The organism is Hymenobacter cheonanensis, assembly GCF_030581075.1.
Lineage (GTDB): Bacteria > Bacteroidota > Bacteroidia > Cytophagales > Hymenobacteraceae > Hymenobacter.
Genome location: NZ_JAUQSW010000004.1, coordinates 1 through 13,714 on the forward strand (window position 1 = coordinate 1; position 13,714 = coordinate 13,714).

The window sequence follows — 13,714 nt, forward strand, 5'->3', positions numbered from 1 at the left end:
AGCGGCCGTGTCCATAAGGCGAGCGTGCGCGCAGTAGCACGTACTGAGTCAACCTAGGCGGCCGTATGCTGCGCATAATATTTCGTATTAAAAGCCTTGGCTAGCAGCATCAATAATGTGCTGTTAGCCAAGGCTTTTTTATGGATAAGCAAATAAATTGCAGCTGTAGGCTTTAGTTCTTTCTTCGAATGAGTTGGCGTATAGCGGGGATACTTCTTCTTTCGCTTTTCTTTATATCAATTGGCGAAGCGCCATTTCGAATGACCTTTGAGCTAAGCCTGTTTGTTCGGGGCTCTGCTGGCGAGTGCACGCTAGGGCTGCTTCGATGACACGCGAGGTGTCGGAGAAGATGGCTTGGTCGGTGATTTCAGCCCCAGTTTCCATGAGGTAGGCGAAAACGCGGGCCATACCACAGTTGGCTATAAAGTCGGGAATGACGGCGCAGTGCGCGTCGGCCCACTCGCCGGTGGGGCCAAAGAAGATGGCCGGGTCGGCGAAGGGTACGTTGGCGCCGCACGAAATAACTTCGAGGCCTGCGCTTACTAGGGCTTCTATCTGTGCCTGGGTCACGAGGCGTGACGCCGCGGCCGGTACAAAAATCTCGGCTCCGGCTGACCATATTTTCTCGTTGACTTCCGCAAAAGAAAGCAAATCGGGCGCGTGCAGGGCGTTGCCATCGCGACTCAGGAATAACTCGCGTATTTCTTCCAGCGTCAAGCCCTGGGGGCGGAGCAGGCCGCCAGCGCGGTCGATGATGCCTACGATAAGCGCGCCCTGGCTAGCCAAGTAGTAGGCGGCGGCCGCCCCTACGTTGCCCCAGCCTTGGATGATGACGCGCTTGCCTGCTACCGGCCGGTTGCCCCACAGCGCATAGTAGTGGCGCACGGCCTCGGCCACACCATAGCCGGTGATGAGGTCGGCTACGGTGTACTTGCGGGCCAGGCTAGGGGTGTAGGCAGCATCTTCGAGAACTTTTACTACGCCTTGGCGGAGTTGGCCCAGCTTCTGAATTTTTTGAGGCTCGGTGGCGCGATAGTGGCCGTTGACCACGCCTTCCTGCGGGTGCCAGAGGCCGTAATCTTCAGTAAGGGGAATTACTTCGTGTATCTCATCGACATTGAGGTCTCCGCCAGTGCCGTAGTAGGCTTTCAGCAGCGGAATAACGGCCTTGTACCAGCGTTCCAGTACGCCGCGCTTGCGGGGGTCTTGCGGGTCGAAGTTGATGCCCGACTTGGCACCGCCGATGGCCGGGCCCGAGACGGTAAATTTCACTTCCATCGTCTTGGCCAGGCTTTCCACCTCGCGCTTATCGAGGCCCTTGCGCATACGCGTGCCGCCGCCGGCCGCGCCGCCGCGCAGCGAATTGATAACTACCCATCCCTCAGCTTCCGTTTCGGGGTCTTGCCATTCGAAGACGATTTCGGGGCGCTTCTGCTCGAACTGAGCCAGTAAATCTTTCATGTAATCAGGTGCTTACTAAAAAGCGGGCCGGCCTGGCTGGCCGGCCCGCACGCTAGGGGTGGGAGCAGAGTGAAGGGTGAGAAAAGTATTCTTATTCAGGGCGTTCGAGGCGCTGGTCGTCGGTAGCGGCGGCAGGGCTAGCTGGTTCCAGCCACGACTTATAGTAGGCGCCATCATCGAGCTTTAAAGCTGCTTCGGTGAGCATGAGCGGGCGAAATGTATCAATCATGACGGCCCACTCGTCGGTGCCGGTTTTGCCGATGCTGCGCTCGTAGGCGCCCGGCGCGGGGCCGTGCGGGATGCCGCCGGGGTGCAGCGTGATGTGGCCCTGGGCAATATTATTGCGCGACATGAAGTTGCCATCCACGTAATACAGCACCTCGTCGGAGTCGATGTTGGAGTGGTGGTAGGGAGCCGGAATGGCCTGCGGATGATAATCGAACAGCCGGGGCACGAACGAGCACACGACAAACGCCTTCGTTTCGAACTGCTGGTGCACGGGCGGTGGCTGGTGCACCTTGCCCGTGATGGGCTGAAAATCGCGGATATTCATGCCGTAGGGATAGTTGTACCCGTCCCAGCCCACCACGTCGAAGGGGTGGCTAGGGTACACCAACTCGTGCAAGACGCCCTGCTTCTTGATTTTGACCGTGAAATCGCCCGCCTCGTCGTGCGTTTCCAGCTCGTCGGGCAGCTTGTAGTCGCGCTCCGAGTAGGGCGCGTGCTCCAGCAGCTGGCCGAAGTGGTTGCGGTAGCGCTTGGGCGTGTAGATGGGATGGAAAGACTCGGTGATAAACAGGCGGTTATCTTCCGTATCGAATTCAATTTGGTAGATAATGCCGCGCGGCACCAGCAGATAGTCGCCGGGCTCAAAGCGGATGTTGCCGAGCTGCGTGCGCAGCTTGCCTGTGCCCCGGTGGATGAACAGCAACTCATCGGCATCGGCGTTTTTGTAGAAATACGCCGTGAGCGAATGGCGGGGCGCGGCCAGCACAAGGTGCACGTCGCTGTTTACCAGCACCGGCGTGCGGCTAGCCAGGTAGTCATCCTGCGGGGGCACCTCGAAGCCTTTGAGAAGCCTGGCCTTGATGCTTTTTTCTACCGCGACTTTGGGCGTAAGGTCGGTTTCACCCAGAATTTCCTTTACCGTGGTGGGCCGGCGCAGGTGGTACATCAGCGACGACATGCCCTCGAAGCCAATGGTGCCGAACAATTGCTCGTAGTACAGCCCGCCCTCGGGCTTCTCAAACACCGTGTGGCGCGTGTGCGGCAGCCGGCCGAGCTTGTGGTAAATAGGCATTGGGCCAGGGTGGGAAAGAGAGTTAGACTAAATGAGACAGCACCTTAAAAATCGTCTGTCATGCTTCGCAAGCTCAGCATGACAGACGATGGGAAGATGTTCTACAGATTGCCGCGGCGGTCCTGCTCGCGCTCCAGGCTTTCGAACAGGGCTTTGAAATTGCCGGCGCCGAAGCTTTTGGCGCCCTTGCGCTGAATGATTTCGAAGAATACCGTGGGGCGGTCTTCCACGGGCTTGGTGAAAATCTGGAGCAGGTAGCCTTCCTCGTCGCGGTCAGCCATAATGCGCAGGCTGCGCAATGCCTCCACGTCTTCGTCGATGTTGCCGACGTGGGCGCGCAGGTTGTCGTAGTAGGAGTCGGGCGTGTTTAGAAACTCCACGCCGCGGCTCTTTAGCTCGCGCACGGTGCTGATAATGTCGTCGGTAGCCACGGCAATGTGCTGCACGCCCTCGCCCTCGTAGAAAGTCAGGTACTCCTCAATCTGCGACTTTTTCTTGCCCTCAGCCGGCTCATTGATGGGAAATTTCACGTAGCCGTTGCCGTTGCTCATCACCTTGCTCATCAGGGCCGAGTACTCGGTGGTAATCTGCTTGTCGTCGAAGCTCAGGATGTTGGCGAAGCCCATCACCTCCTCGTACCACTTCACGGTGGGGTTCATGCGGTTCCAGCCCACGTTGCCCACGCAGTGGTCTACGTAGCGCAGGCCGGCCTCGCCAGGGTTGAAATCGGACTTCTGGGCTACGTAGCCGGGCAAGAAGGCGCCGTGGTAGTTTTTGCGCTCCACAAAGAGGTGCACCGTTTCGCCGTAGGTGTAGATGCCGGCCGTGCGCACCTCGCCAAACTCATCGGTGAGCACCCTGGGCTCCTGGTAGCTGCGGGCGCCGCGGCTCATGGTTTTTTCGTAGCTCTCGAAGGCATCCTCTACCCACAGGGCCAGGATTTTAACGCCATCGCCGTGCTGGCGCACGTGCGCCGAAATCTCGTGGTCGGAGTGCATGGCGGTGGTGAGCACCAGCCGGATTTTGCCCTGCTGCACCACGTAGCTGGCGCGGTCGCGCACGCCGGTTTCGGGGCCGGCGTAGGCTACGGTCTGGAAGCCAAAGGCCGCCTTGTAGTAGTAGGCCGCCTGCTTGGCGTTGCCGACGTAAAATTCCAGGTAATCGGTGCCGAGTAGAGGCAGAAAATCGGTGGTGGCGCGCTGCTGCAGCTCCTGGGCGACGAGGGTTTCCATACGGGTGCGGGGGTGGGATATTACTTAGGTACAACGCAATACTAACACCCGTTAGTGGAGATGTCCAATATCGGTTTCTTATGGGGCTGATAAGAATTTCTTATGGAGATTTGCAGCATGGAACTCCGCCAGTTACGCTATTTTGCCGAGGTGGCTACGGCCCTGCACTACGGCCGGGCGGCCGAGAAGCTGTGCATATCGCAGCCCGCCCTGAGCCAGCAGATTCAGCTGCTGGAGAGCGAGCTAGGGGTCGAGCTATTCGACCACGGCCAGCGCACGCGCCAGCGCCGGGTAGTGCTTACCGAGGCCGGGGCCGCCTTTCTGGCCGAGGCCCAGCACTTGCTGCATCTTAGCCGCCAGGCCGTTGAGAACGTGCGCCGCGTGGGCTCGCAGCAGAAAACGGTGGAGCTAGGCTATTATCAGCTGCTGCGCCCCGACCGGCTGGTGGGCATCGTGCAGCGCTTCAACGAAAGCTTTCCCGACGTGCAGTTTCACTTGCACGAGCTAGCTACGTTTCGGGCGGTGCAGGAAGCCCTGGTGGCCGGGCGCATCGAGCTAGGGCTCACCATGCTGCCGCTGCTGCACCCCGAGCTGGCGGCCCGGCCCTTTGGCCAGGGCGGGCTGGCGGTGGCGCTGCCCGCCGCCCACCCACTGGCTAGCCTGCCCGAGGTGCCGCTCGAAGCGCTGGCCCACGAGAAGTGGATTGAAATCAGCCGGCCGCTGCACCCGGTGTATGAGGAGATTGAGCACCTCTGCCAGCAGGCGGGCTTCAGCCGGCGCGGGGCTATCGTGCAGGAAGTATCGTCGCTGGAGCTGCTCAGCAACCTGGTGCGGCTAGGGCTGGGCGTGGCCTTCGTGCCCTCGTTCTTCGACCTGAGTGCCGTGCCGGGCGTGGTGGCTAGGCCGCTGCGCGTGGCCGGGGGCGAAAACGTGCTGCTGACGCAGTGCGTGGCCTACCTGGCCGAGCGGCCGGCCCCGCTGCTGCAAGCGCTAGTGGCGCTGGTGTGAAGGGAGCTATAAGTTAAAAGCTATGAGTTATAAGTTGACAGTCAGCTGACTTATAACTCATAACTTTCAACTCATAATTAATTCGGCCACCTGGCGGCCGGTGCCCAGCGCGGCATTCAGCGAGGGGTAGCTGACCCAGTCGCCGCAGCGGAAAAGCGTATCGCCCAGCCGCAGCTCCTGCTGCGCGGGCTGGCCGGGGCCGTAAATGGGCAGCGCCTGCTCGATGCGATAGGTGCGCAGGTGGCGCCACATATTGGCCACCGGCCCAAACCAGGCGGCCAGCTCGGCGCGCAGGCGGGCAGTCAGCGCGTCCTCAGTCAGCCCGTGCTCGCCGTGGGTGCTCACCGATACCAGGCTTTGGCCGGCCGGGGCTAGCGCGGCCCCCGTTTCGGCCGGAAAAGCCACGTTGTGCACCAGCGCGCCGGGCCGGGCATTGAGGTGCAGTAGGTTGTAGCCGTGGCTGGGGGCGGCGCCGGCCGTGGCAAAGTAGGTGCAGGTAGTGAGCCGGGCCACCGGCCTGGCGGGGGCGGGCAGGTCGGCCCCGAGCAGGCGGGCGGCGGCGGGGCCCTCGGTGGCCAGCACCACGGCGGCCGCCGCTAGGGCTTCGCCGCTGGCAAGGTGCACGAGGCGGCCGCCTTCGGCCACGGCTGCCACGGGCGTGTTGAGGCGGATAGTGCCCGCGGGCAGGCGGCTGGCCAGCTGCTCGGGCAGCTGCTGCATGCCTAGCGCGGGCACCGTAGCCGCGCCCTGCGCGAATTGCTGAAACACAAACTCGAAAAAATTGCTGGCCGTGCCCAGTTCGCGGTCGAGGTACACGCCCCCGAAGAAAGGCCGGAAGAAATTAGTGATAATCTGCTCGCTCCAGCCAAAGCTGCGCAGGTACGCGAGGGTAGTGGTGCCGGGCCGGGCCAGCAGCTGCTCGGGAGCGCGGCCGGCCAGCTGCGCCACCAGCTTGCCCAGCAGCAGCTTGTCTTTGGTAGTGCCGATGGGCGAGGCTAGCGCGGCAAACGCCATCAGGGGCGCGTGGAGCGGGTTTTCGAGCGTAGTCTCCTGCCCGTTGGCCAGGCGCACCACGGCCCCCGAGCGAAACGACTTGAGGTTCAGGGCACCGTAGTCGAACATGCGCCGGGCCTCGGGGTAGTTATTTAAGAGAATCTGAAAGCCCCGGTCGAGCCGGAAGCCGTCGGGCGTGAGGTCGGTGCGCACGCGGCCCCCCACGGCATCGGCAGCTTCGAGCAGCAGCACGGGGCGGCCGGCGCGGTGCAGCCAGGTGGCGCAGGCCAGCCCGGCCATGCCCGCGCCGATGATGATGATAGGGTCAGTAGAACTAGCCATAAAAAATAATAGAAGCAAGCAGGAAAGAAGGCTGTACGGGCAAAGGGCCCTGGCTGACTCAAAAAGCGGACCCCGCTAAAACAGCTTCGGCATCTTGTGCTCTTTCCATTTCTTGCGGGTTTTCATGGTGTAAAACTCGGCCACGCCGCTGCGCTCCAGCGTGAGCTGCCAGGCCCCAAGCACCTGGCCCTGCTGCCGGCCCACGGCGTGCAGGCCCGGGTGCTGCTGCCGAAGCAGTTGCGCCTCGGCAGCCGTCAGGTCGCGGCCCGGCTGGCCGTGGCAGCGCAGGCACAGGCTGTGGGCCAGGGTAATCGGGCGCTGGTAATAAAACGTGTCGGCGGCCGGCCGGCCAATGAGGCGCATGGTATCGGGCCGCAGGCCGGCGGCGGCCACGGCGGCCGGCGTGGCGCTGGCCGGGGCCGGCTGCCACTCGGCCCGGCGCAGATTGGCGTGCCACTTGCGGGCCATCGAATCGACCGGCGGGTAGCGCTGGGGCCGGCAAAAAGTGGCGGCCTGGGCCAGGCTGCCCTTGGCTAGCTCGCGGGCCAGGGTGCGGCGCAGCAGCGTGTCGGCGTAGGCCGTGAGCGAGTCGCCGGCCCAGCGTGTGGCCTGTAGCAGGTCGGCAGGCATAATGCGCTTGACTTCCCAATTGGCGGTTTCCTCGGCTATCTGCTTGGTGCCGGGCAGGTGCTTCACCTGGTCGGGCCGGCAGGCGGCTAGCGCAAGCAGGGCCGGGAACATGAACTTGACTTTCGACAAAACCATACTGCGGCAACTGCTAAGGCGGGGCGAAAGTTACCACGACCGATTGAAGGGTTGCCACGACTGAAATGGTCGTAGCAACCCTTCAATCGGTCGTGGCAACCCTTCAATCGGTCGTGGCAACCCTTAAATCGGTCGTGGCAACCCTTAAATCGGTCGTGGCAACGCCGGTTTCAATCATTGGTACGGCCTAAGCCAGCCTTATAAGCAGCGGCCAGGGCGCTGCGCCGGGTGGCCGCTACTTCAGCAGCCAGGCGCGCAGCGCCTCGTAGCCGGGGGCCAGGGGCACGCTCCGTTTAGGCTTTTCGAGCAGGTAGTGCAAAGCCGCCGGCAGCTCAATTTTGCGCCCGATGAGCGGCTCAACCACCTCCGGAAATTTCACCGGGTGCGCCGTGGCCAGCAAAAAGCCAGCGGCCGCCGGGTATTCGGCCAGGTATTGTTCGAGGGCAAAAAAGGCCACCGCGCCGTGCGGGTCGAGCAGGTAGCCGCGCCCGGCCGCCACCCGCTCAATGGTAGCGCTGGTGTCGGCGTCGCTCACGGTGTAGCCGCTCAGCAGCTGGCTGATGGTGGCGTGCTCGTGCCGGAACAGCTCCAGAATGCGCACGAAGTTGCTGGGGTGGCCCACATCCATCGCGTTAGAGATGGTCGGCACGGCCGTTTTGGGCGCAAAAACGGCCGTGCGCAGGTACTCAGCCCCGGCATCGTTGGCATTGCAGGCCGCAATAAAGTGGCCCACCGGCAGCCCCGAGGCATGGGCCAGCAGCCCGGCGCAGAGGTTGCCGAAATTGCCGCTCGGCACCGCGATAACCGGCGGCGCGGCCGGCGCCCACTGTTGCAGGGCAAACAGGTAATAGAGCTGCTGCGGCAGCCAGCGCGCCACGTTAATGCTGTTGGCCGAGGTGAGCGTGCGGCGGCTAGCCAGCTCCTCATCCAGAAAGGCCTGTTTCACGAGGCGCTGGCAATCGTCGAAATTGCCGCTAACCTCCAGCGCGGTAATATTTTGCCCAAGCGTGGTGAGCTGCAATTCCTGCAAGGGGCTCACCTTGCCCGAGGGGTAGAGGATAACCACCTCCACGCCCGGCACGCCCAAAAAGCCGTGCGCCACGGCCCCGCCCGTGTCGCCGGAGGTAGCTACCAGCACCGTTACCGGCTTGGTTTCGCCCCGCGAGAAGTAGCCCAGGCAGCGGCTCATAAACCGCGCGCCCACGTCCTTGAAGGCTAGCGTGGGCCCATGAAACAGCTCCAGCGCGCCAATGCGCCCGGTGATGGGCACCAGCGGAAACGGAAAATCAACCGTCTCGGCGCAGATGCGGCGCAGGTCGGCTTCCGGAATGGTATCGCCCACGTAGGGCTGCATCACGGTATAGGCAATGTCGGCCCGGGAGAGGCTAGCCAGGTTTTGTAGAAAATCGGCCGAAAACTGCGGAATGGTTTCGGGGAAGTACAGGCCGCCGTCGGGCGCCTGCCCGGCAATGGTGGCCGTGCGAAAATCGACGGGTGGCGACTGGCGGTTGAGGCTGTAATACTGCATACTACTTAAGGGCTAACGCACACTCGTCATGCTGAGCTTGCCGAAGCATCCTGGCAGGGAACGCTAGGGCACTATCGCGCATCCAACCAGGCAAGATGCTTCGGCAAGCTCAGCATGACGAACGCTACAAGAAGAAATTAATTGACCTCTACCACCCGGGCGCCCTGGCTGGCAATGGGCCCCACGTGCAGGTGAAAGTCGATGCCCATTTTGCGGTACACGCTGCCCAGCGCCCCGGCGGCGGCGTGGGCGGTGGCCTCGTCTTTATTGAGCATAAAAATGGACGGCCCCGAGCCCGAGATGCCGCCGCCCAGCGCGCCGGCCGCCAGGGCCAGCCGCTTGGCATCGCCCAGGCCGGGGATGAGCGCGGCGCGGGCCGGCTCCACAATGTAGTCTTCGAGGGCGCGGGCAATCAGCTCGTTATCGTGGGTGAGGAAGCCGGCCACCAGGCCGCCCACGTTGGCCCACTGCCGCACGGCCAGGGCTAGCGGCACCGAGGTGGGCAGCACGGCGCGGGCCTCCTTGGTTTTTACCTCAAACTGCGGGTGCACCACGGCCACCCACAGCGGCGGGGCGGGCAGGGCCAGCACATCGAGGGCCGGCGCCACGGCCCGCACTAGCGTGAAGCCCCCGCAAATGGCCGGGGCAATGTTGTCGGCGTGGCGCACGCCCGAGGCTACGGCCTCACCGTGCATAGCAATGTCAATCAGTTCTTTGTGGCTAAATATATTGCCGAGCAGCGCATTGGCCGCCACCACCGCGCCCGCCGCGCTGGCCGCGCTGCTGCCAATGCCGCTGCCCGGCCGGATGCCCTTGGTAATCTCGACCTCGAAGCCCAGCGGCTCGGGCACGGCGCGCAGCAGGGCCAGCAGCGCCGCCCCGGCCACGTTGCGGTTGGGGTCGGTGGGCAGGTCGTAGTCGTCGAGATGCCGGATAACGAGGCCCGGCTGCTCGCGGCGCGTGAGGCGCACGGTGTCGTAGGGGGCGGTGAGGCACAGGCCCAGCACATCGAAGCCGCAGCCGACGTTGGCAATGGTGGCCGGCGCGTGGACGGTGACGGAGGAGGGGAGGGGCATAAGGAGTAGCCCCACCGCCCCAGTTTCCTCCCCTGCGGGGGAGGAAACTGGGGCGGTATCGGGCAGCTATAATGAATTTTAGTCGACTGGCTCCCCTCCCCGCAGGGGAGGGGCCGGGGGTGGGGCTACTACAGCCGCGCGGCGCGGATGATATCGGCAAACACGCCGCTCGCCGTGACCTCGGCGCCGGCGCCGGCGCCCTTCACCACCAGCGGCTGCTCGGGGTAGCGGTCGGTGTAGAAGAGCACCAGGTTATCCTTGCCGCGCAGCTCGTAGAGGTCGTGGCCGGGCGCAATCTGCTGCAAGCCCACGGCAGCCTGGCCATCGGCATACTGGGCCACAAACTTGAGGCGCTTGCCCTGGCCGGCCGCCGCGTCGAAGAGGGCGCGGAAGTGCGGCTCGTGCACGGCCAGCTGCTCGTAGAAGGCGGCCACGTCGCCATCGAGGCAGCTGGCGGGCAGGAAGCTCTCGTTGGCCACGTCGCTCATTTCGAGCGGCTGGCCGGCCTCGCGGGCCAGAATGAGAATTTTGCGGGCCACGTCCGAGCCATTGAGGTCGAGGCGTGGGTCGGGCTCGGTGTAGCCCTCCTCCTGCGCTTGCCGCACCACCTCGGCAAAGGGCCGGGAGCCGTCGTAGTTGTTGAACACGAAGTTGAGCGTGCCCGAGAGCACGGCCTGCATCCGGCGCACCACGTCGCCGCTGCGCGTGAGGTCGCCGAGCGTGCCGATGACGGGCAGCGCCGCACCCACGTTGGTTTCAAACAGGTACTTCGTATTGAAATCGCGGGCTAGCTGCTTGAGCTGGCGGTAGCTGGCGTAGGTGCCCGAGGCGGCAATCTTGTTGCAGGCCACCACAGCCACGCTCTTGGCCAGCAGCGGGGCGTACTGGCCGGCGGCGGCCGGGTTGGCCGTCACGTCCACGAAGATAGAATTGCGCAGGTTCTTGCTGATAATGAGCTGGGTCAGCTCTTCCAGCGAGAGCCTGGGCGCCTTATCCAAATCCTCGGGCCAGGTGCGCAGGTCGAGGCCGCCCTCATCGCTCACCAGGCAGTGGCGGCTGTTGGCAATGGCCACCACGCGCAGGTCGAGGCCGAGCTTGTCGCGCAGATACGGCTGCTGCCGGGCTAGCTGGCCCAGCAGCTTGCCGCCCACGTTGCCAGGGCCCAGAATGAATAAGTTGACCTGCTTATAGGTGGCCTCAAAAAACTCCTCGTGCAGCACGTTGATGGCCTTGCGCACATCATCGGCCTGAATAACGGTCGAGATATTGCGCTCGCTGGCCCCCTGCGCAATGGCCCGGATATTCACCCCGTTGTGCCCCAGCGCGCTAAACAAGCGCCCGCTGATGCCGGGGTGGTTGCGCATGTTGTCGCCCACCAGCGCCACGATGGCTAGCCCCGTTTCGGGCCGCAGGGGCTCCAGGCGGCCGGCCGCTATTTCGGCGGCAAACTCCTCATTTACTACCTCTTGCGCGGCGGGCACGTCGCCCTCGCTCACGCCCACGCAGATGGAATGCTCGGAAGAGCTTTGGGTGATGAGCACCACGTTGATGCGGGCCCTGGCCAGCGCCGCAAACAGCCGCGCCGAAAAGCCCGGCACGCCCACCATGCCGCTGCCCTCCAGGTTCAGCAAGGCCAGGTGGCCGATGCTCGACAGCCCGCGCACCACGCCCAGGCTGGGCGGCGGGGCCACCTCCACCAGCGTGCCGTAATCGGCGGGCGCAAAGGTGTTTTTAATCCACATCGGGATGCCGCGCCGGCGCACCGGCTGCACCGTGGGCGCGTACAGCACCTTGGCCCCGAAGTGCGACAGCTCCATAGCTTCCTCGTAGCTGATGCGCGCAATGGGCCTGGCCGAGCGCACCAGGCGCGGGTCGGCGGTGAGCATGCCGCTCACGTCGGTCCAGATTTCGAGCTTCTCGGCCCCTAGCGCGGCGGCCAGGATGGCGGCCGTGTAGTCGGAGCCGCCGCGGCCCAGCGTGGTGGTGTGGCCCGCGGCATCGGCGGCGATAAAGCCGGGCGCTACCCACAGGCTGGCCTTGCTTTCCTGCTGAAAGGAAGCAACTTGGCGCTGGGTAATTTCCTCCTCGACCTGCGCCGTGCCGAAGCGCGAGTTGGTGCGAATGAGCTGGCGGCTATCGGCCCAGGTGGCGGCAATGCCGCGCGCCTGAAAGGCCGCCGCCACGAGGCGCGACGACAGCAGCTCGCCGTAGCTCATCAGCCGGTCCAGGGTGCGCGGCGAGAGTTCGCCCAGCGCGAAAATGCCGTCGGCCAGCAGGGCCAGCTCGGTAAACTGGGCCGTGAGCCAGGGCTGAATTTCGGCCTGCGCCCCGAAGTCGGGCAGCAGGCTTTCGGCGGCGGTGAGGTGGCGGGCTTCGAGCTGGCGCAGGGTCTGGCGGAAGGTGTCGTCGCCGGCGGCGGCAGCGCGGCCCGCGCCAATGAGGGCGTCGGTGGTGCCGCCCAGGGCCGATACAACCAGGGCCACTGGGCCGTGGGCCAGCGCGCTCGTCACGATGGCAATTACTTTCCCGATATTCTCGGCAGAGGCCACCGACGTGCCCCCAAACTTCAAAACTTGCATACTAAACAGGTGTCGAATGCTTGGCCAGCCCTGGCTGGCCGCGCAGTAGGAAAGGGCCTGGCGAGGGTGGGAAGGACGACCCCAGGCAGCGTGAAGAAGTGACGCGGAACGCCGACCGCAAAGGACGTTGTTACTCAGCCGTATCTTTGCAAACTACTGACTATTTTTTCCGACCACAAAATGCTGGATAAACTCGAAGCCATCCGCGAGCGCTACGACAACGTGAACCACGAGCTGATGCAGCCCGAGGTGATGAGCGACATGAAGCGCTTCAAGTCCCTTAACAAGGAGTATAAAGAACTAGGTAAAATTGTGACTGCGTACCGCGCTTACCAGCAGGTGCTCAGTAATATAGAGGGTGCCCGCCAGGTTGTTTCGACCGAAAAGGACGAGGACTTCCGCGAGATGGCCAAGGCCGAGCTTGACGAGCTGCTGCCCGAAGCCGACCGCATGGAAGTGGCCATCAAGGAATTATTAATTCCGAAGGACCCCAACGATTCCAAGGACGTCATTATGGAAATCCGGGCCGGCGCGGGCGGCGACGAAGCCTCGCTCTTTGCCGGCGACTTGCAGCGCATGTACCTGCGCTTTGCCGAAAAGCAGGGCTGGAAAATGGAACTCGTGGATGCCATGGAAGGCACCGCCGGCGGCTATAAGGAAATTGTGCTGGCCGTGAAAGGCGAAGACGTGTACGGCAAGCTCAAGTTTGAATCGGGCGTGCACCGCGTGCAGCGCGTGCCGGCCACCGAAACCCAGGGCCGCATCCACACCTCGGTGGCGAGCATCGTGGTAATGCCCGAGGCGGAGGAATTTGATATAGAGCTGGATATGAATGACATCCGCAAGGACCTGTTTATGTCCTCCGGCCCCGGCGGGCAGTCGGTAAACACGACGTACTCGGCCGTGCGCCTCACTCACTTGCCCACCGGCATCGTGGCCCAGTGCCAGGACCAGAAATCGCAGCTCAAAAACTTCGACAAGGCGCTGCAAGTGCTGCGCTCGCGCATCTTCGAGATTGAGCTAGCCAAGAAGAATGAGGCTGAGGGTGCCATCCGCAAGGGCATGATTGGCAGCGGCGACCGCTCCGATAAAATCCGCACCTACAACTACCCCCAGGGCCGCGTGACCGACCACCGCATCGGCTACACCGTGTATAACCTGCCCAACGTGATGGACGGCAACATCGACGACTTTGTGGAACAGCTGCGCCTGGCCGAAAGCGCCGAGCGCCTGAAAGTGGGTGCCGAGTAAAACCCGTAAAAACCGTCGGTCATTGCGAGCGCAGCGAAGCAATCGCACCCGGACGAGGCCCGCGCCGGTCGTTCGCCCAGCATGTTTTAATGCGGTTGCTTCGCTGCGCTCGCAATGACCGACGGTTTTTCAGCGTTATCCTATCGTGCTTAAAATTCGCTACTTACTGCCCGTCTTAT

General features: G+C 63.4%; 10 protein-coding genes. 2 read left to right on the top strand and 8 right to left on the bottom strand.

Going from position 1 to position 13,714, the window contains the following annotated elements; all coding sequences use genetic code 11:
* Nucleotides 1-231: 231 nt before the first annotated feature.
* The 3 genes from Q5H89_RS08825 to hppD all read right to left on the bottom strand — a co-directional run bounded on the left by Q5H89_RS08825 (nucleotide 232) and on the right by hppD (nucleotide 3,993).
* A complete protein-coding gene (locus tag Q5H89_RS08825) occupies nucleotides 232-1,461 on the bottom strand; it encodes a Glu/Leu/Phe/Val dehydrogenase dimerization domain-containing protein (RefSeq protein WP_305018934.1) in 1,230 nt (409 codons plus the stop codon).
* Between the two features lie 91 nt (nucleotides 1,462-1,552).
* Nucleotides 1,553-2,761, bottom strand: a complete 1,209-nt coding sequence (locus Q5H89_RS08830) for a homogentisate 1,2-dioxygenase (protein ID WP_305018935.1) — start codon at nucleotides 2,759-2,761, stop codon at nucleotides 1,553-1,555.
* Nucleotides 2,762-2,862: 101 nt separating this feature from the next.
* Nucleotides 2,863-3,993, bottom strand: coding sequence for a 4-hydroxyphenylpyruvate dioxygenase (hppD, locus tag Q5H89_RS08835; protein WP_305018936.1), 1,131 nt, complete (start codon nucleotides 3,991-3,993; stop codon nucleotides 2,863-2,865).
* Nucleotides 3,994-4,110: 117 nt separating this feature from the next.
* Between hppD and Q5H89_RS08840 the strand changes: the two genes are divergently transcribed.
* Complete coding sequence (locus tag Q5H89_RS08840) at nucleotides 4,111-5,001, top strand: LysR family transcriptional regulator (RefSeq protein ID WP_305018937.1); 891 nt, start codon at nucleotides 4,111-4,113, stop codon at nucleotides 4,999-5,001.
* A 66-nt stretch (nucleotides 5,002-5,067) separates the two neighbouring features.
* Here the strand turns inward: Q5H89_RS08840 and Q5H89_RS08845 are convergent, their stop codons facing one another.
* The 5 genes from Q5H89_RS08845 to thrA form a co-directional block, all read right to left on the bottom strand.
* Nucleotides 5,068-6,336: a protoporphyrinogen/coproporphyrinogen oxidase gene (locus Q5H89_RS08845; protein WP_305018938.1), complete on the bottom strand. Its 1,269-nt coding sequence runs from the start codon at nucleotides 6,334-6,336 to the stop codon at nucleotides 5,068-5,070.
* Between the two features lie 75 nt (nucleotides 6,337-6,411).
* Nucleotides 6,412-7,101, bottom strand: a complete 690-nt coding sequence (locus Q5H89_RS08850) for a c-type heme family protein (protein ID WP_305018939.1) — start codon at nucleotides 7,099-7,101, stop codon at nucleotides 6,412-6,414.
* 235 nt (nucleotides 7,102-7,336) lie between these two features.
* Nucleotides 7,337-8,629, bottom strand: a complete 1,293-nt coding sequence (gene thrC / locus Q5H89_RS08855; RefSeq protein ID WP_305018940.1) for a threonine synthase — start codon at nucleotides 8,627-8,629, stop codon at nucleotides 7,337-7,339.
* A gap of 137 nt (nucleotides 8,630-8,766) precedes the next feature.
* The gene (locus tag Q5H89_RS08860; protein ID WP_305018941.1) at nucleotides 8,767-9,705 is read right to left on the bottom strand and encodes a homoserine kinase; all 939 of its coding nucleotides are present in this window, start codon (nucleotides 9,703-9,705) and stop codon (nucleotides 8,767-8,769) included.
* A gap of 128 nt (nucleotides 9,706-9,833) precedes the next feature.
* Nucleotides 9,834-12,284, bottom strand: coding sequence for a bifunctional aspartate kinase/homoserine dehydrogenase I (gene thrA / locus Q5H89_RS08865; protein ID WP_305018942.1), 2,451 nt, complete (start codon nucleotides 12,282-12,284; stop codon nucleotides 9,834-9,836).
* Between the two features lie 180 nt (nucleotides 12,285-12,464).
* Between thrA and prfA the strand changes: the two genes are divergently transcribed.
* On the top strand, nucleotides 12,465-13,535 hold the full coding sequence (gene prfA, locus Q5H89_RS08870; protein WP_305018943.1) for a peptide chain release factor 1: 1,071 nt from the start codon (nucleotides 12,465-12,467) through the stop codon (nucleotides 13,533-13,535).
* Nucleotides 13,536-13,714 lie beyond the last annotated feature (179 nt).

Excerpts from the sequence above, each read along its gene's own strand:
- Q5H89_RS08840 (WP_305018937.1), top strand. The coding sequence starts at position 4,111 with ATGGAACTCCGCCAGTTACGCTATTTTGCCGAGGTGGCTACGGCCCTG.
- Q5H89_RS08860 (WP_305018941.1), bottom strand. The coding sequence starts at position 9,705 with ATGCCCCTCCCCTCCTCCGTCACCGTCCACGCGCCGGCCACCATTGCC.
- Q5H89_RS08825 (WP_305018934.1), bottom strand. The coding sequence starts at position 1,461 with ATGAAAGATTTACTGGCTCAGTTCGAGCAGAAGCGCCCCGAAATCGTC.
- Q5H89_RS08845 (WP_305018938.1), bottom strand. The coding sequence starts at position 6,336 with ATGGCTAGTTCTACTGACCCTATCATCATCATCGGCGCGGGCATGGCC.
- thrA (WP_305018942.1), bottom strand. The coding sequence starts at position 12,284 with ATGCAAGTTTTGAAGTTTGGGGGCACGTCGGTGGCCTCTGCCGAGAAT.
- hppD (WP_305018936.1), bottom strand. The coding sequence starts at position 3,993 with ATGGAAACCCTCGTCGCCCAGGAGCTGCAGCAGCGCGCCACCACCGAT.
- thrC (WP_305018940.1), bottom strand. The coding sequence starts at position 8,629 with ATGCAGTATTACAGCCTCAACCGCCAGTCGCCACCCGTCGATTTTCGC.
- prfA (WP_305018943.1), top strand. The coding sequence starts at position 12,465 with ATGCTGGATAAACTCGAAGCCATCCGCGAGCGCTACGACAACGTGAAC.
- Q5H89_RS08850 (WP_305018939.1), bottom strand. The coding sequence starts at position 7,101 with ATGGTTTTGTCGAAAGTCAAGTTCATGTTCCCGGCCCTGCTTGCGCTA.
- Q5H89_RS08830 (WP_305018935.1), bottom strand. The coding sequence starts at position 2,761 with ATGCCTATTTACCACAAGCTCGGCCGGCTGCCGCACACGCGCCACACG.